Genomic DNA, 24,061 nt, shown 5'->3' with positions numbered 1-24,061 from the left:
GATGGCAGTGGAACTACGCGTCCCCGCCCTAGGGGAATCGGTATCCGAAGCGACGGTGGCCACCTGGTTCAAGAAACCGGGCGACCGCGTCGCCGTGGATGAAATGCTGTGCGAGTTGGAAACCGACAAGGTGACGGTCGAGGTGCCCTCGCCCGTCGCCGGCAAGCTGGCCGAGATCGTCGCCCCCGAGGGTGCGGTGGTCGCGCCCAATGCGCTGCTCGCACAAATCATGGAACAGGGCGATGCTGGCCCGGAAGAAATGTTGCCCAAGGCTGATGCGGGCACGAAGGCTCAGGAAGGACAGAGAAAGATGAGCGGAAAATCCGTCGACGTGATGGTGCCCACCCTGGGCGAAAGCGTTACCGAAGCCACGGTGGCGACCTGGTTCAAGAAGGTGGGCGACGCGGTCGCACAGGACGAGATGCTGTGCGAGCTGGAAACCGACAAGGTTTCGGTCGAGGTGCCCAGCCCCGCCGCGGGCGTGCTGGCCGAGATCCTCGCCCCCGAAGGCGCAACGGTAGAAGCCAGCGCCCGGTTGGCCATCATCACCGAGGGCGCGGCCGGTGCCGCCAGCCCCGCCGCCGCCCAACCCGAAGCTGCTGCGGCAGCCGTGCAATCGCCCGGTGCCGGCCCCGAGACGCCGCAAGAGCGCAAGGATGTCGAAGACGCGCCCTCAGCCAAGAAGGCCATGGCCGAGGCCGGCATCGCGCGTGATGCCGTCACCGGCACCGGCCGCGACGGCCGCGTGATGAAAGAAGACGTGGCCCGCGCCGCTTCGGCACCTGCAGCCGCCTCGTCCGCCCCGGCACCGGCACAGGCGCCGCGCGCACCCAGCTCGGCCGAAGATGCGGCCCGCGAAGAGCGCGTCAAGATGACCCGCCTGCGCGCCACCATCGCCCGCCGGCTCAAGGATGCGCAGAACACCGCCGCCATGCTGACCACCTATAACGAGGTGGACATGAAGGCGATCATGGAACTGCGCAACGCCTACAAGGATCAGTTCGAGAAGAAGCACAAGGTGAAGCTGGGCTTCATGTCCTTCTTCGTGAAAGCCTGCTGCCACGCGCTGAAGGAAGTGCCCGAGGTCAACGCCGAAATCGACGGCAGCGACGTCGTTTACAAGAACTTCGTTCATATGGGCGTTGCGGTCGGCACGCCGAACGGTCTGGTGGTTCCGGTCGTGCGCGATGCCGAGCAGAAAAGCTTTGCCCGGATCGAAAAGGAAATCGCCGAGCTTGGCCTGCGCGCCCGCGACGGCAAGCTGACCATGGCTGAAATGCAGGGCGGCACCTTCACCATCTCGAACGGCGGCGTCTACGGCTCGCTGATGTCCTCGCCGATCCTGAACCCGCCGCAGTCGGGCATCCTTGGCATGCACAAGATCCAGGAACGCCCGGTCGTCGTGGACGGCCAGATCGTGATCCGCCCGATGATGTATCTGGCGCTGAGCTATGACCACCGCATCGTGGACGGCAAGGGCGCCGTGACCTTCCTCGTCCGCGTCAAGGAAGCGCTCGAGGATCCTCGTCGCCTGCTGATGGATCTGTAAGCCCTGCTCCGGGGGCGGTTGCCCCGCCCCCGGTCCACCACCACCGGCATCCATGCCGCGCAACTCTTTCCGGCCCGTTTCGTTGACCCGCAGGGGCCGTTTGCCGCTTATCCCAAGAGGCAAGCCGGGCCGAAACAGAGGAGTGTCCCATGAACCAGATGATTGCCCATTACAGCATCGCAGATTACGCCAGCTTCCGGCCCGCCTTCGATGCGGATGCCGAGGATCGCCGCAACAACGGCCTGTCGCTTTTGCAGCTGTGGCGCGAGAACGACCAAAATGTCTGGGCTCTTTACCAAGTCCACGACACCGCGGCCGCCAAGGCCTATCTTGAGGGCGCAGCGGGGGTCTTCAACAGTCAGGCCGGTGTCTCGGCCACCCGGTTCCATTTCGTCGAGACTGCCTGATGGCCGCCGAAACCACCGCCCTTGCCCTTGCGGCGCTGCTTCAGGCCGCGCAGATCGGCCTGGCCGCCGCATCGATGAACCGCGATGTGGGCGCCAAATGGAACGCCAGCCCGCGCGATACGCAACCAGAGTTCTCGGCCCTGACCGGCCGGTTGCGCCGCGCGGTGAACAATCATTTCGAGGCGCTGATCCTGTTCACCATCGCCGTGCTTTTGGTGGTGTTGGGCGATGCGGGCTCGCCCCTGACCGTATTTTGCGCCTGGCTCTATCTGCTGGCGCGGCTGCTTTACATCCCCGCCTATGCCTTTGGCTGGTCGCCTTGGCGCTCGGCCATCTGGGCGGTGGGTTTCATCGCCACGATGGTGATGATCCTGACCACATTGTTTACCTGAACCGAACGGGCGGTGCCGGGGAAGGTGCCGCGAACTGCAAGGAGAGCCTGAATGCCCACCTATGATCTGATCGTGATCGGCGCCGGTCCCGGCGGCTATGTCTGCGCGATCCGCGCCGCCCAGCTGGGCCTGAAGGTCGCCTGCGTCGAAGGGCGCGAGACGCTGGGCGGGACCTGCCTGAACGTCGGCTGCATCCCCTCCAAGGCGCTGCTGCATGCCAGCCACATGCTGCATGAAACCCACGAGAATTTCGAAAAGATGGGCCTGATGGGCGCCAAGCCCAAGGTCGATTGGGCCAAGATGCAGGGCTACAAGGCCGAAACGGTGGGCGGCAACACCAAGGGCATCGAGTTCCTGTTCAAGAAGAACAAGATCGACTGGCTGAAAGGCTGGGCCAGCATCGAGGCACCGGGCAAGGTCAAGGTCGGCGACCAGATCCATGAAACGAAGAACATCGTTATCGCCTCGGGTTCGGAACCGGCCAGCCTGAAAGGGGTCGAGGTGGACAATGACGCCGGCATCGTCGTCGATTCCACCGGCGCGCTGTCCCTGCCCAAGATCCCCAAGTCGATGGTGGTGATCGGCGCCGGCGTGATCGGGCTGGAGCTGGGCTCGGCTTATGCCCGTCTGGGCGCCGAGGTGACCGTGGTGGAATTCCTCGACGCCATTACCCCCGGCATGGACGGCGAGGTGCAAAAGCAGTTCCAGAAGATCCTGGCGAAACAGGGGTTGAAATTCGTCCTGGGCGCCGCCGTCTCTGAAGTCGAGGTCGAAAAGGACAAGGCCGAAGTCAAATACAAGCTGCGCAAGGACGACAGCGAACATGAGATCAAGGCCGAATGTGTGCTGGTCGCCACCGGCCGCCGTCCCTATGTCGCGGGGCTTGGCCTTGACAAGATCGGCGTCGCCCTGACCGACCGTGGCTTTATCCAGATCGACGATCATTGGCAGACCAGCGCACCGGGCATCTATGCCATCGGCGACGCAGTGCCGGGCCCCATGCTGGCGCATAAGGCCGAGGATGAGGGCATGGCGGTTGCCGAGGTCATCGCCGGCAAGCATGGCCACGTCAATTACGACGTCATCCCCGGCGTGATCTATACCACGCCCGAGGTCGCCTCGGTCGGTCTGACGGAAGAGGCCGCAAAGGCCGGCGACCGCAAGGTCAAGGTCGGCAAATTCCCCTTTATGGGCAATGCACGGGCCAAGGCGCTGTTCCAGGCCGAGGGCTTCGTCAAGTTGATCGCGGATGCCGAAACCGACCGGGTGCTGGGCTGTCACATCATCGGTCCCAACGCCGGCGAGATGATTCACGAGATCTGCGTGGCGATGGAATTCGGCGCCTCGGCCCAAGACATCGCCCTGACCTGCCACGCCCATCCGACCTGCTCGGAAGCGGTGCGCGAGGCGGCATTGGCCTGCGGCGACGGCGCGATTCACGCCTGATCGGCGAAACTTCACCGAAACCCATGCCGCAGTGCGGCGGGTTTCCGCCGATGGGCCGCTCGTTGCTGGGCGGCCCTTTCTTTTGATTTCCCCGGCAGGCCCGGCTGTGGCTAATCCCTTAGTCAATTACAAGACAAGGGGCAGTCATGAAATCCATGATCGGACTGTTGGTACTGGGCGGCATGCTGACCGTCGGTGCCTGCGGCGACAACCGGGTCGATCCCGACCGCCGCTATCTGGTAGAGCCGCGCGCCTCGGCCGCGCAGATCGCCAACCTGCACCCGAACGAGACGCCCGAGCTGCGCCGGCTGATCAACAAATACGCCGCGGAATACGAGGTGCCGGTCGATCTGGTGCATCGTGTCGTCATCCGCGAATCGCGCCATCGTCCCGGCGCCCGCAACGGCCCTTATTATGGGCTGATGCAGATCCTGCCCGCCACGGCACGCGGCATGGGCTACAGCGGCTCGCCCGCCGGGTTGCTGGATGCCGAGACGAACCTGAAATACGGCGTCAAATATCTGCGCGGCGCCTATATGGTCGCCGACGGCAACAAGGATGCTGCGGTGCAATGGTATGCCCGTGGCTATTATTACGAAGCCAAGCGCAAGGGCCTGCTGCAAGCGACCGGCCTGCGCTAAGGCGAGGGACAGCAGATCGCGGGGGCGGCCTTTGGGCCGCCCTTTGCTTTACAGCTTTCGGTTATAGCGAATGAAGGGCGATTTCTGCCCCACCCGGTCATAGAGCATGCGGCCGGGATAGTTGTCTTCGGCCGTCAGCCAATAGACGGCGGGAATGCCGGCACGGTCGGCCTCGGCATAGACACCCTCGATCAGGGCGCGGGCGATGCCACGGCCGCGGGCCTCGGGGGCGGTGAACAGATCCTGCAAATAGCAGACGCCCTCGTCGCGCCACAGGTTGGGGTGAAAGACATAATGCGTCAGGCCCAGCAGCCTGCCATCCGCCTCGGCCACCAGCCCGTGAAAGTCACGCGGATCTTGCGCCATCAAGCGTGCAAAGGCCCGGTCGTAAAAGGACTCCGGCCGGTCCTCGAAACCATAGAACGCCTGATAGCCCTGATAGAGCCGTTGCCAGTCCTTGCGGTCGTCGGGCCCAAGCGCGCGGATCATCGCTGCCGCCGCGCCATAAAGGCCAGCCGCTCGAACAGCGCCACGTCCTGTTCGTTCTTCAGCAGCGCGCCATGCAGTTTCGGCAGCATCTCGCCCGCCGGGCGTTTCAGATCCTCGGGCGACAGATCCTCGGCCAGGATCAGCTTGAGCCAGTCCAGAAGTTCACTGGTCGATGGCTTTTTCTTCAGCCCCTGAACCTCGCGCAGTTCAAGGAACTGGGTCAGAGCCTCGTCAAGGATACGGCCCTTCAGGCCGGGATAATGCACGTCGACGATGCGCTTCAGCGTCTCGGCATCGGGAAAACGGATGTAGTGGAAAAAGCAGCGGCGCAAAAAGGCGTCCGGCAGTTCCTTTTCATTGTTCGAGGTGATGATGACCACCGGCCGATGACGCGCCTGCACCGTCTCGCCGGTTTCATAGACGTGGAATTCCATCCGGTCGAGTTCCTGCAGCAGGTCGTTGGGGAACTCGATGTCGGCTTTGTCGATCTCATCGATCAGCAGGACGATCTTGCTGTCGGCCTCGAACGCCTGCCACAGCTTGCCCTTGCGGATGTAGTTCGCGATATCGTGAACCCGCGCATCGCCCAGTTGGCTGTCGCGCAATCGGGACACGGCATCGTATTCGTAAAGCCCCTGTTGCGCCCGGGTGGTGGATTTGACGTTCCATTCGACGATGGGCAGGTTCAGGCTGGCGGCAATCTGCCGCGCAAGCTCGGTTTTGCCGGTTCCCGGCTCTCCCTTGACCAAAAGGGGGCGTTCCAGCGTGATCGCCGCATTCACCGCCATGGCCAGATCGGGTGGCGCCACATAGGTCTCGGTCGAGGAAAACTGCATCCGCCTGTCCTTTGCGTAATCTGCGCGAACCTAGCCAGCCACCGCCCGCTTCGCAAGCCGCAGGCCAAACCTGTCGGAATGGGCTAGTGACAATTCATCTGTCATACTTTAAGGGGGCCGCAAGGACCGGGCATCCAGTCGCCCGGCTCCCGGAGGAACGATGAAAGCCCAGACCTTTCTGCCAGAAGATTATCGCCCCGCCGAAGACGAACCTTTCATGAACGAGCGGCAGCTCGAATATTTCCGCCGTAAACTGATCGCTTGGAAGCAGGAACTTCTGGACCAGTCGGCCGAAACGCTTGAAGGATTGCAGGACAGCGGCCGCAATGTGCCCGATCTCGCCGACCGTGCCTCGGAAGAAACCGACCGCTCGCTGGAACTGCGCACCCGCGACCGTCAGCGCAAGCTGGTGACCAAGATCGACGCGGCATTGCGGCGCATCGAAACCGGCGAATACGGCTACTGCGAAATGACCGGAGAGCCGATCAGCCTTAAACGGCTGGACGCGCGCCCGATCGCCACCATGACGCTGGAAGCGCAGGAACGCCATGAACGGCGTGAACGCGTGCATCGCGACGACTGACCGCCGGCCCCTTTGGGGCCGCTTTCGCAGGTAAGGCGCCATGTCCGGCCTGAAACAGCATACCGTCACCATCATCGGCGCAGGCGTGGCCGGTCTGACCGCGGCTTGCGCATTGGCCCAACGCGGGGCGCAGGTCACGGTGCTGGAACGCGCCGGCGCGCTGCGCGAAGTCGGTGCCGGCCTGCAGATTTCCCCCAATGCGGTGCGCGTACTCGCCGCGCTTGGGCTTGAATCGCGATTCCGGGCCATCTCGGTTCCCTCCGAACGGGTTGAGCTTTGCGATTCCGCCGGCCGGCTTGTGGCGCGGCTGGATCTGGCGCGTTACCGCCCCCAAGATGCGTTCCGCCTTGTGCATCGCGCCCGACTGGTCGCCATGCTGGAAGAAGCCGCACGGGAATCCGGCGTCCACATCAAGCTGGACCATGAGGTAACCGATCTGCCCCAGGTTGCGCTGCTCATCGGCGCAGATGGGGTAAAAAGCCGCCTGCGCCCGCTTCTGAACGGCGTTGAGACGCCTTTTTTCACCGGGCAGACCGCCTGGCGGGCGCTTGTTCCCTGCGAAGCCGATGCGCCGCCGATGGCGCAGGTCTTCATGGGACCGGGCCGGCATCTGGTCAGCTATCCGCTGGGCTTTGGCCAGCGCAACATCGTCGCCGTGGTCGAACGTCCCGATTGGCAGGCAGAGGGCTGGTCGATCCCCGGCGATCCTGCGGATTTATGCGCAGCTTTTGCCCGTTTCGGCGGTCCCGTCCCGGGCTGGCTGGCGCAGGTCCAGCAGGTTGGCATCTGGGGCCTCCACCGCCACCCGGTCGCGGCGCATTGGCAGGACGGAAACCGCGCCCTGATCGGCGATGCGGCGCATCCCACCCTGCCCTTCATGGCGCAAGGCGCGGTCATGGCGATCGAGGACGCATGGGTGCTGGCCGCCTGCCTCGACGCCGGGCCCGATCAAAAGACCGCACTGGCGCGGTTCCAATCCCTGCGCCAGCCCCGCTGCCAGCGCATTGTCGCTGCGGCCAATGCCAACGCCCGCAACTACCACCTGCGCGGACCGACCCGTGCAGTGGCACATGCCGGACTGCGCGCGGTGTCGCGCCTGGCGCCCACGCGGTTGATCGAACGTTTCGGCTGGCTCTACGACTACGACCCGACAGCCGTGTAACAGGGCGACGTCCGGCTTTCTTCGTTGCCTAAATACCCATGCCAAGGCCACCACAAGCGCGCCAGCGCAGACAAGGGCACCATTCAGGCGGCTTTTTCGACCGCCGCGACGATATTATCCACCACCTCGCGCAGGACGGTTTCGTCCTCGGCCTCGGCCATGACACGGATCAGCGGCTCGGTGCCGGACTTGCGGATCAGCACCCGGCCACAACCGTCTAACCGCGCCTCGGCCCGGGCGATCTCGGCCTGCACGCTGTCCTTGGACAGCGGATCGGCGCCGACGGCATAGCGCACATTCTTCAGCAACTGCGGCACCGGCTCGAACTGCGCCACCAGTTCCGAGGCGCGCTTGCCACTATCCGACATCGCCGCCAGAAATTGCAGGCTGGCGATCAGCCCATCGCCGGTGGTGGCGTAATCGGTCATCACGATATGCCCCGATTGCTCGCCGCCAAGGTTGAAGCCCGCACCGCGCATCCGTTCGACGACATAGCGGTCGCCCACGGCAGTGCGCTCCAGCCGCAACCCGCGCCCTTGCAGAAACCGCTCAAGGCCCAGGTTCGACATGACGGTCGCCACCAAGGCCCCGCCGCGCAGCCGGCCTTGCGTCGCCCAGCGATCGGCCAACAGCGCCATGATCTGGTCGCCATCGGCCACCTGGCCCATTTCATCGACGATCATCACCCGATCCGCATCGCCGTCCAGGCTGATGCCCATGTCGGCGCCATGTTCCAGCACGGCTTGGGCGCAGGCTTCAGGATGGGTCGAACCCAGCCCGTCGTTGATGTTGTAGCCATTGGGGCTGACCCCCAGCGGAATCACCTCAGCGCCCAGTTCCCACAGCACATCCGGGGCGGCGCGATAGGCGGCGCCATTGGCGCAATCCACCACGACCTTCAGCCCGTCCAGACGCTTGCCCGATGGGAAGGTGGTCTTGGCATATTCGACATAACGCCCACGCCCGTCGTCGATGCGCTTGGCGCGACCGATGTTGTTGGGCTGAGACGGGATGATCTCGCCTTCGACGATGGCTTCGATCTCGGCCTCGGCCTCGTCGGACAGCTTGAACCCGTCCGGGCCAAAGAACTTGATGCCGTTGTCATGCGCCGGATTGTGGCTGGCCGAGATCATGATGCCCACATCCGCCCGCATCGAGCGGGTCAGATACCCCACCGCGGGCGTCGGCACCGGGCCCAGCAGCAGCACGTTCATGCCGGTCGAGGTCAGCCCCGCCGTCAAGGCGTTCTCCAGCATATAACCCGACAGCCGCGTGTCCTTGCCAATGACGACACGGTGGTGGTCCTCGCCCTTGCGGCGGAAATAGCGGCCGGCGGCGGCGCCAAGGCGCAGCGCCATCTCGGCCGTCATCGGATAGGTATTGGCGCGGCCCCGCACGCCATCGGTGCCGAAAAGTTTCCTGCTCATCTTGCCCCGCTCATTTTTTCTCTGTGGTCACGGCCCGCCAAAGGGCAAGGCCCTGCCTTGTTTCTGCCACGTCATGGACGCGGTGTATCTGTATGCCCTGCGCGACCCCGGCCAATGTCAGTGCCAGCGTTCCCGCCATCCGGTCCGCCGGTCGCTCGGCCCCGCCGATGCTGCCGATGAACCGCTTGCGCGAGATACCCAGCAAAATGGCGCAGCCCAGCCCATGATAAACCGAGATCCGCCGCAGGATGGCCAGATTATGCTCTTGCGTCTTGCCAAAACCAATGCCCGGATCGATCACGATCCTGTCGCGGGCAATGCCGGCCGTTTCGGCACGGGCAATCCGCGCTGCCAGCGCGTCATAGACATCCAGCAGCACGTCGCCATAGGTCGGGTTGTCCTGCATGGTTTCGGGAATGCCTTGCGCATGCATCAGGCAAACCGGCACGCCAGCCGACGCCACCGCCCCGGCCATGGCAGGGTCGAAATCAAAGCCCGAGACATCGTTGATCAGCCCCGCGCCTGCACCGATAGCCGCCCGCGCCACTGCAGCCTTGCGCGTATCGACCGAGATCGCCGCCAGCCCCCGCACTGCAGCAATGGCCGGGGTGATGCGGGCGATCTCTTCGGTGACGGGCACCTCGCGCGCGCCCGGCCGGGTCGATTCGCCGCCGATGTCCAGGATCTCGGCCCCCTGCCGGGCCAAAAGCCGCGCCTGCTTGGCCCCATCATAGGTGCCGCCGTCCGAAAAACTGTCGGGCGTGGTGTTGACGATACCCATGATGCGCGGGCATTCCAACGACAGGCCCAGCAGCGGCGCGCGCGGCGCGGTCAGCGCCGCAAGCACGGCCTCGGGGGCGCTGTCCACGACGCAGGGCGCCTTCCCCCGGCGTAAAAGCTCGAATTGCGAGAAACGCACCCAGCCGCCAGCCAGTTGCCAGCGGCCCGTTTCACTGGGAATTGGGCGGAAATATTCGGTCATGGCTTGGGTCTTTATGCCGGTGCGCGGACGATGCAAGGACGAAGATCAAAGCCGCCCTGTCGGAACGCGGAAACCTGCCGGCACCGCCGGCGCGGGCACGCCCCCAGGCAGCGCCCAGTCAAGCTGGCTTGCCCCCAGCCGCTCGGCCAGCCACGGCGCCAGAACGATCGGGTCCGCCGCAAGCCCCGCCACGTCGCGCACCATCCGGGCCGGCGCCCAGACGACGGCGCGACGTTCGGTCGCCGCCCAGTCCAGCTCGGTGCGGCTGTCGGCCACGGTCAAGCCCAGACGGCCCGCCAGCGCCCAGGCGGCCTGATCCAGCGCCAGTAATTCGATCTCGCGCGCGTTGCCACCCTGCGGCAGCGGCAGGTTCGGCGCGTCGGGCACCAGCGCCACCGCACCCTCGGGCAGCGTCAGCTCGCGGCCGTGAAAGATGACGCGTATCGGGGCCTGAATGGCCTCTGCCTCGACCCGTGCCTGACGTCTCACCAGCGTCACGCCCAACGCCCCGGGGATGCGGTCCAGCTTCTCGACCGTGACCGAGACCTGCGCCGCGCGTGGATGGGCCAGGATCTGCGCGGCGATCTTTTCGGCCAGCGTTTCCAGCAGATCATAGCGGCGGTCCGCCAGCCCCGCCGCGACGGCACCGGTCAGGATGTCATAGGACAGGATCCGGTCCACCTCATCGTTCACGCCGACGACGTGGCAGGTAAGATCAACCTCGATATTAAAGCGCAGCCGTTGCGGCTGGCCCCGCTCGGTCTGGAAGGCGCCGATCTCGGTCGAGAGGATATAGTCGCGCAGGTGGATACGATCAGGCTGTTCCATAGCGCCTGTGTATTCAGGAAAACGGCCCCGCCGCAAGGGACAGGGCCGCGCATCGTGCAGCAGATTTGCGTCGCCGCCTCAGTTCGAGGCCAGCCGACGATCCGAACGATAAAAAGTATGGCTGCCGATCCGGATCGTGCGCTCGAAACGGTTGCTCCAGGACGGCTTGACGCCGCGGGCATGGAAATAGGTCGCGCCGTTCGTCAACGTGCGGGGCGCGCCTGCCAGCGCAGCCATGGCAACCTTTTGAACACGGGCGAAGGTACCTTTTTCGCGGATACGGGCGTTCTTGTTATAGGTGAACTGGCCGCGCTGGTTCACAACCCCGCAAACGGTCTGGGGGAAACGCGGATGATCCACGCGGTTCAGAATCACCTCGGCCACGGCTTGCTGGCCCTGCACGCCTTCGCCGCGCGCCTCGAAATACAGCGCCTCGGTCAGGCATTGCAGATCGGTCGGATTGATCTTGGCGGTAGCCTCGCGCGAACGCGTGGCCTTGGTTTCATAAGCGACCTGGTGCTTTCCATCGGCCAAGGCCGGAACGGTGGCGACAGGCGAAAGAGCGACAGCTACACATACGGAAACGCGCGCCAGCCATGACTTCGAAATCGACATGTTGGTCCTGTTTTCGGTCCGGGCCCCGCCCGGCTTGTTTCGTCGGAAGATCCACCCTTGGGGCGGCGATCTGGGGTTAAAGGCCCGAAACAAGACGGGGCGTGCCAGCCCACATGGACGTGAACGGCACGATTCGATTGAAATTAAAGGATTTTGGCGGAAACCCGCCGACTAGAAAAAGGTTAACGGGCAGATTCCGGCCCAAACCCGCGAACGCCATGCGCTGATGTCGCAGGCAATTCGGCCTCTTCCCGGGCCATGAGAATCGATTCTTGCGCCGCCGCCAGACGCGCTATCGGCACCCGAAAGGGTGAGCACGAGACATAGTTCACCCCGGCCCGCAGGCAGAAGGCGATGGATTCGGGGTTGCCACCGTGCTCGCCGCAAACCGAAATCGTGATGTCCGGCTTGTGACTGCGGGCGCGTTCGGTGCCGATGGCGACAAGTTCGCCCACCCCGTCACGGTCCAGAATGTGAAAAGGGTCCTCGGCATATACGCCTTGGCTGACATAGATACCCATGAAGCGCCCCGCATCGTCGCGCGACAGCCCATATGTCATCTGCGTCAGGTCATTGGTGCCGAATGACAAAAAGGCCGAATGCTCGGCAATATCACCAGCGCGCAGCGCCGCACGCGGGGTTTCGACCATGACGCCCAGACGATAGGTAAAGTCCTTGCGCGTCTCATTGCGGACGGCCGCGGCCACGGCGTCGATGCGGGTCTTGACCAGCTCGACCTCGCGCCGGGCGCTGACCAGCGGGATCATGATCTCGGGCACCACAGGATCGCCGTTATGGCTGGCCTCGATAGTGGCCTCGAAGATGGCCCGGGCCTGCATGTCATAGATTTCCGGCACGGTAATCCCCAGCCGCACGCCGCGCATGCCCAGCATCGGGTTGAATTCGCTCAGCGCCTCGACCCGTCGGGTAACGTCCGACAAGGGCAGGTCCAGCGATTCGGCCAATTCCCGCATCCCCTCGCGGTCGTGCGGCAAGAACTCGTGCAGCGGCGGGTCGAAAAGACGGATCGTGACCGGCAGGCCGGCCATGATCTCGAACAGCGCCGCGAAATCGCTGCGCTGCATGGGCAACAGACGCTCCAGCGACAGGCGACGATCCTCGGGGCTGCCAGCAAAGATCATCTCGCGCATGGCTGGCAGGCGCTGGTCGTTGAAAAACATATGCTCGGTGCGGCAAAGCCCGATGCCCTGCGCATTGAACATGCGCGCGGTGCGGGCGTCCTCGGGCGTGTCGGCATTGGCGCGGACCGAAATGCGGCAATGCGCGTCGGCCCATTCCAGAAGCTGGGTGAAACTGTCATCCAGCGCGGGTTCCAGCATCTCGGCGGCACCCGCCAGCACCTCGCCCGAGGTCCCGTCAATGGTAATTTCCTCGCCCTCGTGGAACATTCGCCTGCCGACAAGCAGGGTGCGCGCGCGGGCGTCGATCGAGATGTCGCTGGCGCCGACGATACAGGGCAGACCGATACCGCGGGCGATCACCGCCGCGTGGCTGGTCATCCCCCCGCGTTCGGTCAGCACAGCGACTGCGGCATGCATGCCGCGGATGTCCTCGGGCACGGTTTCGCGACGCACCAGCACGCAGCGGTCGCCCCGCGCTTGCGCGGCCTGAGCAGCGGCGGCCGTAAAGACGATACGGCCGGTCGCAGCGCCGGGGCTGGCGTTGATGCCGCGCGCGATGACGTCGCGGGGCGCGCGCGGATCGACCTGATGGTGCAGCAGATCGGACAGCGCCCGTGGCTCGACCCGCATCACTGCCTCTTCCGGCGAGATGATGCCGTCGCGGACCAGCGTGACGGCGATGCGCACGCTGGCGCGCGAACTGCGTTGCAGCCGCACTGCATCGATGATCGAAAGCCGGCTGTCCGAGACGACGAATTCGATCTGCATCTCTTCGCGCAGGCGTTCGCGGGCAGCCACGCCAAATCGGACCAGATCGGCGAACACCTCGGGCGCGGCCTCCTCCAGCGAAGGGCCGCGGGGGTCGCGGGTCAAATAAAGCGTTTCCGCCCCCTCGCCCTTGGAGCGACCCTGGGTCTGGCCACGAAAGCGGCCAGTGATGCGCGGGGCGCCGGTCACGCTGTCGGTGAACTGAATGGTCCCCGAGCCGGTAACCCCCGGCCCGATGGCCAGCGCCATGTCCTGCACCACCAAGCCCAAGGGCGCGATGGCGGGCGCACCCTTTGCCTGACGCAACAGCCGCGCCGTCGGTCCATCCCAGGCACGCGCCATCGAGCGCAGCACCTCGGCCAGTTGGCGGGCGGGGTCCTGGGGAAATTCCTCGTCGGTCTCATCCTCATAGGCACGCAGCGCGGCCTCGAGCCCACCGTCGCTGTCCGAGAACATGTCCGGGTCCAGCCGGGCGACATGGATCGCATAGGACTGCACGAAACCCAGATAGATCGCATCCGCCGCCGCCTTGCCCCGGCTTTTCACCAGCCGGGCGTGGCGCTCGTGGTTGATACCGACATTCAGCACCGTTCCCGGCCCGCCCCATGCCGGATTCACCGCCGAAGGTCGGACGCTGATCAGCCCGTCAGCCCGCTCGATGATCGCGGCCAGACATGCGCGGTCTGGCATATGGCCGCCGGCAATGGCGCGCACCGCCTCGGCCGACAGGGCAAAGCTTGTCGGCACCGGCAATTCCATGCGGATCAGTCGTTGCAGGCATTTCGCGCGCCAGCCGTGACGCGCGGTCTCGACCCCCGCCGAGGGGGTGATTTCGACGATGGCTCCGGGATCTGTCAGCGCGGTCATGATGCCGTCACATTAGGCACGGGCACTGCATTGCTGCAAGTGCGAAGAACGGCGGTGGATGAGGATCGAACGCCACCCGCTTCTTCGTTGCCAAATACCCCTGCGACAGTGCCAGCCGGACCAAGATGGCGGTCACTCAACCGCCGACCGAAACGGGGGCGCTGCCCCCACGCTCCTGCGGCCCCTCGACGGGGCCGCAGGAGCGTTCCCCCGGGATATTTTGACACGAAAGAAGCCGATCAACCCTCGACCCTGCCGAAATCAGCAATCAAGCGGCCTGCATCGCGAATGCGGGACAGCAGATTCAACCGATTGCGGCGCAGGATCTGGTTGTCGGCATTGATCTGGACCGCTTCGAAAAAGGCGTCGATCGGAGCGCGCAGGCTGGCGATGGCAGTCATGGCGGCGGGGAAGTCCTCGCGTGCCACGGCATCGCGTATGGCCGGTTCGGCCCTGTCCAGTGCCACGAACAGCGCGCGTTCCTCCGCGGTTTCGGCGAATTTCGGATCGGCGCCGAAGCTGTATTCGACGCCATCCTTTTCCTCGGCCTGGCTGAGGATGTTCGAGGCGCGCTTGAGCCCTTGCAGCAGGTTGGGACCGTCCTTGGTTCCCAGCACATCCGAAAGCGCAGTGGCGCGGTTGACCAGCAGGACGAGGTCGTCGTTGCCGGGCATCGCCAGCACGGCATCGATGACGTCATGGCGGATACCCTGATCCCGCAGGTGGACCTTGAGCCGGTCGTGGAAGAAGGCGAGCAGATCCGCCGCATCGGCACCCGGATAGGCTTGGGCAAGAACCTTGCCAAGATCGGCGCGCACCCCGTTCACCAGCACCAGCCGGATCACACCAAGCGCAGCACGGCGCAGCGCGAAGGGGTCTTTCGAGCCGGTGGGCTTTTCGTCGATGGCCCAGAAGCCGGTCAACGTGTCCAGCTTGTCGGCCAGCGCCACCGCGACCGAGACCGGGGCCGAAGGCACCGCGTCCGCGGGGCCGAGCGGCGAGTAATGGTCGCGGGCGGCATCGGCGACGGGCTCGGGCACGCCGGCATTCAGTGCATAATAGCGGCCCATGGTGCCTTGCAGTTCCGGGAACTCGCCGACCATGGCCGAGCGCAGGTCGAGTTTCGCCACCCGCGCTGCCTGTTCCGCCTGTTCCGCATCCGCCCCGACAAGCGGTGCGATTTCACGCGCCAGCGCGGCGATGCGCGCGATACGGTCGGCCTGAGAGCCAAGCTTGCTTTGGAAGGTGACGTGCTTGAGCCCCTCAGCCCAGTCCTGCATCCCGGCCTTGGCCTCGCGCAGGTCGTTTTCCCAGAAGAATGCCGCATCCGACAGACGGGCGGCAAGCACGCGCTGGTTGCCCCTGAGGATGGTTTCGCCCTGATCCGGCGTTTCGATATTCGCCACGGTGACGAAGCCTTCGATGCGCCCGGTTTTGGGATTGCGGGCCGAGAAGAACTTCTGGTGTTCCTTCATCGAGGTTTGCAGCACCTCGGGGGGCAGCGACAGGAACCGCTCTTCGATGGCGCCCATCAGCGGCACCGGCCATTCGACGAGGCCCGCGACCTCAGCAAGCAGGCCGTCATCCGGCACGATTTCCCATCCCCGGGCAAAGGCAAGGTTCGCCGCCTCTTGCCGGATCGCGGCTTCGCGTTCGGCTGGGTCCAGCATGACGCGGGCGCGGCGCAGCTTGGCGGCATAATCCTCAAAGCCCGACACCGTAATCCGGTCCGGGGCCATGAAGCGATGGCCGCGGGTGGTGTTGCCGGCGCTTATGCCCTCGATCTCCAGCGGCACCACGCTTGCGCCGGTTTCGTTGCTGAGCAGGCAGATGATAGAATGCAGCGGCCGCACCCAACGCAGGTTGCCCGAGCCCCAGCGCATGGATTTCGGCCACGGGAAGTTGCGGATCGTCGCCTCAAGCACCTCGGCCGCGATCTCGGCGGCAGCCCGGCCGGGTTTCACGACGGTGGCAAACCAGACCTGTCCCTTTTTGTCGTCCCGCGCCTTGAGCTGATCTCGGGTCAGGCCGGTCGAGCGCAAAAACCCCTCGAGCGCGGCTTCGGGCGCATCGACGCGTGGGCCCTTGCGCTCTTCCCGAGTCGTGGGGCTTTGCTCCGTCAGGTCCTCGATGGTCAGCACCAGCCGGCGGGGCGTGCTGAAGGCGCCGGCCGATTTATAGGTCAGGCCGGCCTCGACCAGCCCGTCGGTGACGAGTTTCTTCAGATCCTCACGGGCGCGGGTCTGCATCCGCGCCGGGATCTCCTCCGAGAAAAGCTCGATCAGAAGGTCGGGCATCAGTCCATCACTCCGCGTTCGGGGGTCTTGTCGTTGTATTGGTGCCAGCCGAAGGCCCGGCCATCGGGATAGACCGCGATCACCAGATCCACATCGGGGCGGATTTCGCTTTGCCCCAGCACGGCACGCGCCGCGCCCGATTCCAGATCGGCGGTCAGCGCCTTGGCGGAATAGCATTTGAACCACCCCGGCCCGTTCAGCGGCGTCGCATCGGGATAGGGTGCGGCATCCGCGACCTGGGCCGGATCCAGCATAAAGCAGGCGCGGTAGCGGATAGGCGAGCTTGTGGCGTCGATGGCCCGGAACTGCCCGATGGTGACCGGGTGGACCACGCCTTGCGCGTCGGTGACGACGACCTGTTGCGCGCCCTGGATTTCATCCATCTCTTCGTAAAAGCCGTATACTTGCAAATACCACACGGCAAAGCCGGTCAGGAAGGCCACCAGCACCAGCATCGAAACGACGATCTTGCCCGAGCTCATACCGCCTCTCCCGCAGCTACACCCGCCGCTTCGGTTGTGACGAACAGATCGGCGCAGCGTTTCGCCAATGCGCGCACGCGACCGATATAGGCCTGACGTTCCGTGACCGAGATCACGCCCCGCGCATCCAGAAGGTTGAACAGGTGGCTGGCCTTGATCGTCTGGTCATAGGCGGGATGCGCCATCGGGATACGTCGGCCGGCGCTGTCGGTCTCGGCGGCGGTCAGGATGCGGTCGCATTCCGCCTCGGCGTCCTTGAAGTGCTGAAACAGCATGTCCGTATCGGCCTGCTCGAAGTTCCAGCGGGAATATTCACGCTCGGCCTGACGGAACACATCGCCATAGGTCAGCGGGATCGGGCTGCCGGGCGGGTTGAAAGGCATGTCCATGACATGCTCGACCCCCAGCACATACATGGCCAACCGTTCCAGACCATAGGTCAGCTCGCCGGAAACCGGACGGCAATCGTGCCCGCCGACCTGCTGGAAATAGGTGAACTGGCTAACCTCCATCCCGTCGCACCAGACCTCCCAGCCCAGCCCCCAGGCGCCCAGCGTCGGGCTTTCCCAGTCGTCCTCGACGAACCGGACATCGTGGATCATCGGATCAAGGCCGATTGCCTTGAGGCTGCCCAGATAAAGCTCCTGCAGGTTCGGCGGCGAAGGTTTGATGATGACCTGATACTGGTAATAGTGCTGCAGGCGGTTCGGGTTCTCGCCATAGCGCCCGTCGGTCGGGCGGCGCGAAGGCTGGACATAGGCCGCGGCCCATGGTCGCGCACCCAGACTGCGCAGGGTGGTCGCGGGGTGGAAGGTGCCGGCGCCGACCTCCATGTCATAGGGTTGCAACACCGCGCAGCCCTGTGCCGCCCAATAGGTTTGCAGCCGCAGGAGCACGTCCTGAAAGCAAACGGGTTTCGCCACTTGGCCGTCCTTTGGGCTGGTCATCTCTGCGTCCTTCGGCATAACTGGCAGGAAATGTCTGCCGCCTTCTAGGCAGAGGGCGGCGCAGGGTCAATGAGAGGGACATGCCCATGCGGCGCTTTGCATTCGTCATTGGAACGGCTCTGCCGCTTGCCTTCGTCACGGCAGCGCAGGCCGAGGATGTGGTGATCCGCATCGAGGCCAAGCGCGGCAGCGACGCCGCCCATGCCAGTGCCGAAGGCTGGAGCGCGCAATTCCCCGACGTCGTGACCTTTCCGCTGACGGACGGCTGGGTCGGCATCGCGCTTGGCCCCATGCCGCGCGACGAGGCGGCCGCGCGGCTGGAACAGCTCAAGCAAGAGCGCAAGGTGCCGGGCGACAGCTTCCTGTCCGCCGCCGAAGGGCGCGAATTGACCCATCTTGGGACCGCGGCCGCCGGTTCCGTCCCGCCCGCGCCGCAAGCGCCGATGGGCAATGCCTCGACCTTCCCGCAAGGCGCCGCTCAACCACCGGGGGAAAATGACGATCAGATGGACGCAGAGGCTCCCTCGGAAATTGCGCCGGCACAACCTGAGCCCATCGAAGCCGTTGCCGAGAGGCCGGAGCAGTTCTTCCTGCGCCTCGAATCCACCACCGATCGCGCCAAGGCCGAAGAGATTTTGGCGAAATGGCGCGAGACGCTGCCAGAGGCCGGGCTCTGGACCCTGCCCAACGGCAGGCTGGCCATCGCCTTTGGCCCGATGGAACAGGTCACCGGCAACGCTTGGCTTAAGGCATTCAAGGACGCGGGCGCCGTGCCCAAGGACGCCTTCCTGACCCCGGGCGAGGACATGGGCGAGATCGCGATCATCGGCAAAGTGCCGGACCTTGGCGCCCCCCCGGCCCCGGATGCCGCACCGGTCGCCATGCCGCCGCTTGAGGACATCCAGCGCGCCCTGCGTTGGGCCGGGCATTACCAAGGGGGCATCGACGGCAAGGACGGCCCAATGACGCGTGCCGCCATCGCCGAGGAAATCGTACGCCTGCGCGCCTCACCCGATACCGCGACCGCCATGGCCGAACTGATCGCGCGGCGCGAGGCATGGCGCGCCGAGATGGGGCTAAGCCAGCTTCAGGACAGCCATACCGGCCTTGTGCTGCCCGCGCCCATGGAAAAGCTGCAATTCGACCGCGCCGAACGCGCATTGTCGATCTATGGGCCCCGGAACGGCTCGGGGGCGGCGCTGATCCTGTTTTCGCAGCCCGGCGGCCAGCAAGAGATGCTGGACCTTGCCGGTCTTGTCACCGCGCTTGGCTGGGTGCCGGCGCCGGAACGCAAGGTAGAGCGCGGCGCCATCACGCTGGACGGACGCAATCAGACCCATATCAGCCATGCCGAGGGCCGTGTCGTGGACGGGCGCGTGCAGGGATTCGTGCTGATCTGGCCGGTCTCGGACCCCGAGGACCAGCACCGTCTGGCAGCGGAAATCTCGGACAACCTGTCCCGCTTTGCCCCCGGCGCGACCGAGGCACAACCCGAAGCCCCAGCCATCGCCCCCGCCATCGCTCCGGCAACCGCGCAGGATTAGGCGCGCCAGAACCGCGGCAGCAGCAGGACCAGAACCGAGATCAGTTCCAGCCGGCCCAGATACATGCCGCCGATCATCAGCCATTTCGAGGCGGTGGGGAAATCCGTCACCGCCCCGTCTGGCGTCAACTCAGGTCCCCAGACCACGCCGACATTGGCGATGGCGGTCCAGGCTGCGGTCAGCGCGGTGCGCGGGTGCAACCCTGTCAGCGCCAGACCGACGATCAGCAGGCCGAAGGTCAGGATGAACAGGGTGAAAAAGGCCATGACCGAATCGACCACGTCCTCGCCCAGCGGCCGGCCGTCGTAAAGCAGCGGAAACACCCGATGCGGCGACTGCATGCGCCGCAACTGCGCCTTGACCGCCTGCAACAGCACCAGATAGCGGAACACCTTGACCGAACACGAGGTCGACCCGGTGCAACCGCCGATCAACCCGACCACGATCAGGATGACAAAGGGGAAATGCCCCCATTGCGTCACATCGGTCGAGGCGAAACCCGTGCCCGAAAAGGTCGAGATCACGTTGAAGGTCGTCTCGCGAATCACATCGAAGGGGTTTTTTGCTTCAAGCCATAAAAGCCGGTAAAGCACGACCACCGCGACGGCGTAAAAGGTCCAGCGCAGATAGGCCCGGACCTGAATGTCGCGCCAGATCGGCTCGACCGAACCGCGGATCAGCTGCACCATGCGGATGAAGGGGATCGAGGCCAGGATCATGAAAAACGACGCCGCATATTCGGCCGGCCCGATGAAAGGCGCAAAGCTGGCGTCGTAGTTGGAAAACCCCCCGGTCGAGCAGGTGGACAGCGCCAGCACCAGCGCATCGAACCCCTTCATGCCAAGCAGGATATAGACCACCATGCAGCTTGCGGTCATGGCAAAATATACGCCCGTCATCTCGCGCGCGATGTCAAAGGCGCGCGGCAGGATCTTGCCCAGTGTGTCGAACCCTTCCGAACGAAAGAACTGCATGCCGCCGACCTTCATCACCGGCAGGAAAATCATGGCGACAACGATGATCCCCAGGCCTCCCGACCAGTTCAGGAACGCCCGCCACAGGTTCGTGCCCTTGGGCAGGCCGTCAAGCTGGGGGAATGCCGTGGTCCCGGTGGTGGTCACACCCGACATGGCCTCGAAATAGGCGTCGGTAAAGCTCGCATGCGGCGCCCCCAGCATGAAGGGCAGCGCCCCGGCCACCGGCACCACCAGCCACAGCAGCGCGGTCAGCAAAAAGACCTGCTGGATCGTCAGCGATTTGTCTTTCTGCCGCGTGGACAGCGCCACCAGACTGCCCGCCAGCACGGTCAGAATCCCGCATTCCAGAAAGATCAGCCAATGCGCATCGCCATGCCACCAATCGACCAGCATGGGCAGCGCCATCGCCGTCCCCAGCGTGACGACGACCTTGCCGACGATATTGGCCACGGGACGGATATCGATCATGCCGACCTGCTTGCCCCGCCTCCATGCAACCGTCAAGCGCGCGGCGCTTGCACAAGGACTTTCCAGACCCTATAGAAAGGCGCAACGCGGGTGTAGCTCAATGGTAGAGCAGCAGCCTTCCAAGCTGAATACGTGGGTTCGATTCCCATCACCCGCTCCATCCTTTCGCTTTGCCAGCCGCTCTGCGGGTCCCGGTTTCTTTCGTGCCCAAATATCCCGGGGGGAGCGCCTTTTGCGCCCCGTTCAGGGGCACATAAGGCGCGGGGGGCAGAGCCCCCTGACCCGGCTGCTCTTCCGTTCTCGCCCGCCACGTCCTATATCCTGCGATAAATCCGCATGATGCGCCGAAAGGAAGCCCATGTCCCAGAAAGCGATGCAGCGCCTGTCCTTCTTTCTGTTGATGGGCTTGACGCTCTATGCGTCTTTCGTGGGCGCGGGCTGAAGGGGGCGGCGATGGCAAAACGTTTCGGCGGTCGTTTCTCGCCCCAGCCCCGGCTTGACGAAAACGACCCGCGCCTGTCCGCGCGCCCCGCCCCCGGCGAGATCCGCCACCCGCTGGAATCGCGCACGCGCTGGGTCACCATCATGGCGATTCCCTTTCTCATCAGCGCGTTCTGGCAGGATCCGGCCGGGCTGGCGCTGCATCTGCTCGCCTTTGGTAGCATCGCCTCGGGCATGTGGATGACGCGCGAGGGGTTGCAGGCCGAGGCAGCCTATGACGCCCGTCGCGTCGCACGCCGCCCGGCGATCCCGCGCAAGCTTTTCGGCGGCATCCTGACCGGGCTCGGCCTCGCCTTGGGCGCATATGTGCCGGGCGCAGAGGCCGGGGCCGGGGTGATCGGCCTTGCCGGCGCCATGCTGCACTGGCTGTCCTTCGGCAGCGACCCGATGCGCGACAAGGGCATGGAGGGCATAGACGGGGTCCAGCAGGATCGCGTCCACCGCATCGTGACCGAGGGAGAGGCGCATCTGAAAGCCATGCAGGACGCCATCCTGCGCACCGGCGACCGGCGCCTAGAGGCCCGCGTCGCCCTGTTCGCCGCCGCCGCACGCGATCTTTTCACCCATGTCGAGGATAACCCCGACAATATCGGCGCCTTGCGCCGCTACCTCAGCATCTATCTGCAAGGCGCGCGCGACGCGACGATCAAGTTCGCCGACCTTTACGCCCAGACCCGCCACCCGCGCGCACGACAGGATTACGAGACGCTGCTAAACGATCTGGAAACCGAATTCGCCGCCCGCCGCGCCAAGTTGCTGGAAGGTGGCCGAGCCGATCTGGATATCGAGATCAGCGTTCTGCGCGAACGGCTGGCGCGCGAAGGAGTGCGTCCCCCGCCAACTCCGGCCGAGCCGGCGGAGTTGCAAAGCCCGATGACGCTTGACGACCTGCTGATCCCCCGCGAATCCGAAAAGCCGCGCCGTTAGACCATGCCCCGCTTTGCTTTGCTGATCGAATATGACGGCGGTCCTTTTGCCGGCTGGCAGGCGCAGGCCGACCGGCCCAGCGTTCAGGGCACGGTCGAGGCGGCGCTGGCTCGGCTCGATCCCGGCTTTGCGGCCGGCGCACGGATCGCCGCCGCAGGTCGCACCGACGCAGGCGTGCATGCCACCGGACAGGTCGCCCATGCCGATCTGGTCCGCGACTGGGACCCTTTCCGACTGTCCGAGGCGTTGAACTGGCACCTGAAACCCGCCCCCATCGCCATTCTGGCCGCCGCGCGGGTGGCGGATGATTTCCATGCCCGCTTTTCGGCGCATGAGCGGCGTTATCTGTTCCGGCTGATCGCCCGGCGAGCGCCGTTGACCCATGATCGCGGCTGCGCCTGGCAAGTGACACATCGTCTGGACCTGACCGCCATGCGCGCGGGTGCCGCGCATCTGCTGGGCCGGCATGATTTTACCACTTTCCGCTCGACCATGTGCCAGGCGAAAAGCCCAGAAAAGACGCTGGACGAACTGGCCATCGAGGAAGCAGCGATCCCGCAAGGTCGCGAATACCGCTTTACCCTGCGGGCGAGGTCGTTCCTGCACAATCAGGTCCGCTCGATCGTAGGCACGCTGGAACGTGTAGGGGCCGGGGCGTGGCCTCCGGATCGCGTGGCCCAGGCATTGGCCGCCTGTGACCGCGCCGCATGCGGGCCGGTCTGCCCGCCGCAGGGGCTTTACCTGACGGGGGTCGGCTATCAGACCCCGCCCTTTTCCGCCGACGGTTAAGCGCCCGCGCCTGGGCCAAGCGCAGCCCAGAATGCCCCCAGACCCGCGCCGATGTCCGTTCGGGCGGTAAAACCAAGCCGCGCGCCCGCGGCCTGCGGACAGCCGCGCGAGGTGCGGATATCGCCGCTGCGGGCCGGGGCATGCTCGATGTCGCTGGTCCCGCGACCGGCCACGCGGTCGATGGCATGAACCAGATCTAGCAGCGTGGTTTCGATCCCGGTGCAAAGGTTGAAGACCTCTGCGCGGGGCATTTTTCCCACCAGATCGCGGGCGCGAAGCAGTCCGTCCACGACATCGGCCACGTAGATGAAATCCCGGCTCTGCCGGCCGTCGCCAAAGATCGTATGCGGTCGGTCGGCCATCCGATTGGCGCAGAATTTCGAGATCACCCCGGCATAGGGCGAAGCTGCATCCTGACCCGGACCATAAACGTTGAAGAATCGCAGCCCGACCGAAGGCAGGCCATTCACCTCGGCCATGGCGCGGGCCTGATGTTCACCGGCCAGCTTGTCGGCGGCATAGGGCGAGATCGGCATGGGCAGGTCGCTTTCGCGGCATTCCGCACCCGAGCGGTTGCCATAGACCGCCGCCGAAGAGGCATAGACAACGGGGATGTTTCCGGCCTGATGCGCGGCCTGAAGAACCGCAATCGTGCCCCCCAGATTGACACGATGCGCCCCTGTCCAGTCCGAGATGCAAAGCTGCACCGACACCCGCGCCGCAAGATGGAAAACGCAGTCCACCCCGCCAAGCAGCGAACCGACCAAAGCATTGTCCAGAACATCGCCCCGAACCAGTTGCGCCTTGGGGGACAGGTTGGCCGCCCGGCCGCTTGACAGATCATCAAGGACGACGACCTCGTCCCCTGCCGCAAGCAGACGATCGACAAGATGGCAGCCGATAAAGCCGGCCCCTCCGGTCACGAGAACCTTTCGCTGCAAGCCTTTCCCCTTCCGTGCTGGCCGCCTGGGAATCCTATAGGCCAAGCACGGATC

At 65.0% G+C, this 24,061-nt stretch carries 22 protein-coding genes and 1 tRNA gene; 11 read left to right on the top strand and 12 right to left on the bottom strand.

The window, feature by feature from the left end; genetic code table 11:
* Position 1: 1 nt before the first annotated feature.
* The 5 genes from odhB to JWJ88_RS01935 all read left to right on the top strand — a co-directional run bounded on the left by odhB (position 2) and on the right by JWJ88_RS01935 (position 4,435).
* The gene (gene odhB / locus JWJ88_RS01955) at positions 2-1,549 is read left to right on the top strand and encodes a 2-oxoglutarate dehydrogenase complex dihydrolipoyllysine-residue succinyltransferase (protein WP_205294443.1); all 1,548 of its coding nucleotides are present in this window, start codon (positions 2-4) and stop codon (positions 1,547-1,549) included.
* A gap of 149 nt (positions 1,550-1,698) precedes the next feature.
* Entirely contained in the window at positions 1,699-1,956 is a 258-nt protein-coding gene (locus JWJ88_RS01950; RefSeq protein WP_205294442.1) for a hypothetical protein, read from the top strand.
* Positions 1,956-2,348, top strand: a complete 393-nt coding sequence (locus JWJ88_RS01945; protein ID WP_205294441.1) for an MAPEG family protein — start codon at positions 1,956-1,958, stop codon at positions 2,346-2,348. Before JWJ88_RS01950 ends, JWJ88_RS01945 begins: the two co-directional genes overlap by 1 nt.
* Positions 2,349-2,399: 51 nt before the next feature.
* A complete protein-coding gene (gene lpdA / locus JWJ88_RS01940) occupies positions 2,400-3,794 on the top strand; it encodes a dihydrolipoyl dehydrogenase (protein WP_205294440.1) in 1,395 nt (464 codons plus the stop codon).
* 146 nt (positions 3,795-3,940) lie between these two features.
* Positions 3,941-4,435, top strand: coding sequence for a lytic transglycosylase domain-containing protein (locus tag JWJ88_RS01935; protein ID WP_205294439.1), 495 nt, complete (start codon positions 3,941-3,943; stop codon positions 4,433-4,435).
* Between the two features lie 48 nt (positions 4,436-4,483).
* Here JWJ88_RS01935 and JWJ88_RS01930 read toward each other — a convergent pair whose 3' ends face one another.
* Positions 4,484-4,924 (bottom strand): GNAT family N-acetyltransferase, encoded by a 441-nt coding sequence (locus JWJ88_RS01930; protein WP_205294438.1) that lies wholly within the window; start codon positions 4,922-4,924, stop codon positions 4,484-4,486.
* On the bottom strand, positions 4,921-5,760 hold the full coding sequence (locus tag JWJ88_RS01925; protein WP_205294437.1) for an AAA family ATPase: 840 nt from the start codon (positions 5,758-5,760) through the stop codon (positions 4,921-4,923). Before JWJ88_RS01925 ends, JWJ88_RS01930 begins: the two co-directional genes overlap by 4 nt.
* Positions 5,761-5,920: 160 nt before the next feature.
* Between JWJ88_RS01925 and dksA the strand changes: the two genes are divergently transcribed.
* Together dksA and JWJ88_RS01915 are read left to right on the top strand one after the other, a co-directional pair.
* Positions 5,921-6,343 (top strand): RNA polymerase-binding protein DksA, encoded by a 423-nt coding sequence (gene dksA, locus JWJ88_RS01920; RefSeq protein WP_205294436.1) that lies wholly within the window; start codon positions 5,921-5,923, stop codon positions 6,341-6,343.
* A gap of 40 nt (positions 6,344-6,383) precedes the next feature.
* Complete coding sequence (locus JWJ88_RS01915; RefSeq protein WP_205294435.1) at positions 6,384-7,505, top strand: FAD-dependent oxidoreductase; 1,122 nt, start codon at positions 6,384-6,386, stop codon at positions 7,503-7,505.
* An 83-nt stretch (positions 7,506-7,588) separates the two neighbouring features.
* Here JWJ88_RS01915 and glmM read toward each other — a convergent pair whose 3' ends face one another.
* The 8 genes from glmM to JWJ88_RS01875 form a co-directional block, all read right to left on the bottom strand.
* Positions 7,589-8,932 carry a phosphoglucosamine mutase gene (gene glmM / locus JWJ88_RS01910; RefSeq protein WP_205294434.1) on the bottom strand — a complete coding sequence of 448 codons (1,344 nt, stop codon included), beginning with the start codon at positions 8,930-8,932 and terminating at the stop codon, positions 7,589-7,591.
* Positions 8,933-8,942: 10 nt separating this feature from the next.
* The gene (gene folP / locus JWJ88_RS01905; RefSeq protein ID WP_205294433.1) at positions 8,943-9,914 is read right to left on the bottom strand and encodes a dihydropteroate synthase; all 972 of its coding nucleotides are present in this window, start codon (positions 9,912-9,914) and stop codon (positions 8,943-8,945) included.
* A 45-nt stretch (positions 9,915-9,959) separates the two neighbouring features.
* Complete coding sequence (locus JWJ88_RS01900) at positions 9,960-10,742, bottom strand: dihydroneopterin aldolase (RefSeq protein WP_205294432.1); 783 nt, start codon at positions 10,740-10,742, stop codon at positions 9,960-9,962.
* Between the two features lie 78 nt (positions 10,743-10,820).
* Positions 10,821-11,357 (bottom strand): cell wall hydrolase, encoded by a 537-nt coding sequence (locus tag JWJ88_RS01895; RefSeq protein ID WP_205294431.1) that lies wholly within the window; start codon positions 11,355-11,357, stop codon positions 10,821-10,823.
* A 182-nt stretch (positions 11,358-11,539) separates the two neighbouring features.
* Positions 11,540-14,134, bottom strand: coding sequence for a putative PEP-binding protein (locus JWJ88_RS01890; RefSeq protein WP_205294430.1), 2,595 nt, complete (start codon positions 14,132-14,134; stop codon positions 11,540-11,542).
* A 239-nt stretch (positions 14,135-14,373) separates the two neighbouring features.
* Entirely contained in the window at positions 14,374-16,431 is a 2,058-nt protein-coding gene (glyS, locus tag JWJ88_RS01885) for a glycine--tRNA ligase subunit beta (protein WP_205294429.1), read from the bottom strand.
* Complete coding sequence (locus JWJ88_RS01880) at positions 16,431-16,913, bottom strand: DUF6446 family protein (RefSeq protein ID WP_205294428.1); 483 nt, start codon at positions 16,911-16,913, stop codon at positions 16,431-16,433. The genes glyS and JWJ88_RS01880 overlap by 1 nt, the downstream gene beginning before the upstream one ends.
* A complete protein-coding gene (locus JWJ88_RS01875; RefSeq protein ID WP_205294427.1) occupies positions 16,910-17,860 on the bottom strand; it encodes a glycine--tRNA ligase subunit alpha in 951 nt (316 codons plus the stop codon). Before JWJ88_RS01875 ends, JWJ88_RS01880 begins: the two co-directional genes overlap by 4 nt.
* 86 nt (positions 17,861-17,946) lie before the next feature.
* On the opposite strand from JWJ88_RS01875, the gene JWJ88_RS01870 reads away from it, so the two are divergent.
* A complete protein-coding gene (locus JWJ88_RS01870) occupies positions 17,947-19,404 on the top strand; it encodes a peptidoglycan-binding domain-containing protein (RefSeq protein WP_240200174.1) in 1,458 nt (485 codons plus the stop codon).
* Here JWJ88_RS01870 and JWJ88_RS01865 read toward each other — a convergent pair.
* Positions 19,401-20,849, bottom strand: coding sequence for a TrkH family potassium uptake protein (locus tag JWJ88_RS01865; RefSeq protein WP_205294425.1), 1,449 nt, complete (start codon positions 20,847-20,849; stop codon positions 19,401-19,403). The two genes, JWJ88_RS01870 and JWJ88_RS01865, sit on opposite strands and share 4 nt — an antisense overlap.
* 86 nt (positions 20,850-20,935) lie before the next feature.
* Here JWJ88_RS01865 and JWJ88_RS01860 point away from each other — a divergent pair.
* The 3 genes from JWJ88_RS01860 (at position 20,936) to truA (ending at position 23,066) form a co-directional block, all read left to right on the top strand.
* A tRNA-Gly gene (locus JWJ88_RS01860) sits at positions 20,936-21,009 on the top strand.
* Between the two features lie 293 nt (positions 21,010-21,302).
* Positions 21,303-22,277 carry a 5-bromo-4-chloroindolyl phosphate hydrolysis family protein gene (locus JWJ88_RS01855; RefSeq protein ID WP_205294424.1) on the top strand — a complete coding sequence of 325 codons (975 nt, stop codon included), beginning with the start codon at positions 21,303-21,305 and terminating at the stop codon, positions 22,275-22,277.
* Between the two features lie 3 nt (positions 22,278-22,280).
* On the top strand, positions 22,281-23,066 hold the full coding sequence (gene truA / locus JWJ88_RS01850) for a tRNA pseudouridine(38-40) synthase TruA (protein WP_205294423.1): 786 nt from the start codon (positions 22,281-22,283) through the stop codon (positions 23,064-23,066).
* On the opposite strand, the gene JWJ88_RS01845 is transcribed toward truA, so the two are convergent.
* Positions 23,063-24,007 carry an NAD-dependent epimerase/dehydratase family protein gene (locus tag JWJ88_RS01845; RefSeq protein WP_205294422.1) on the bottom strand — a complete coding sequence of 315 codons (945 nt, stop codon included), beginning with the start codon at positions 24,005-24,007 and terminating at the stop codon, positions 23,063-23,065. The two genes, truA and JWJ88_RS01845, sit on opposite strands and share 4 nt — an antisense overlap.
* Positions 24,008-24,061: the final 54 nt, after the last annotated feature.

Origin of the sequence: Paracoccus methylovorus, from assembly GCF_016919705.1 — a bacterium.
GTDB classification, from domain to species: domain Bacteria; phylum Pseudomonadota; class Alphaproteobacteria; order Rhodobacterales; family Rhodobacteraceae; genus Paracoccus; species Paracoccus methylovorus.
This window is presented reverse-complemented; position numbering and strand designations above follow the sequence as displayed.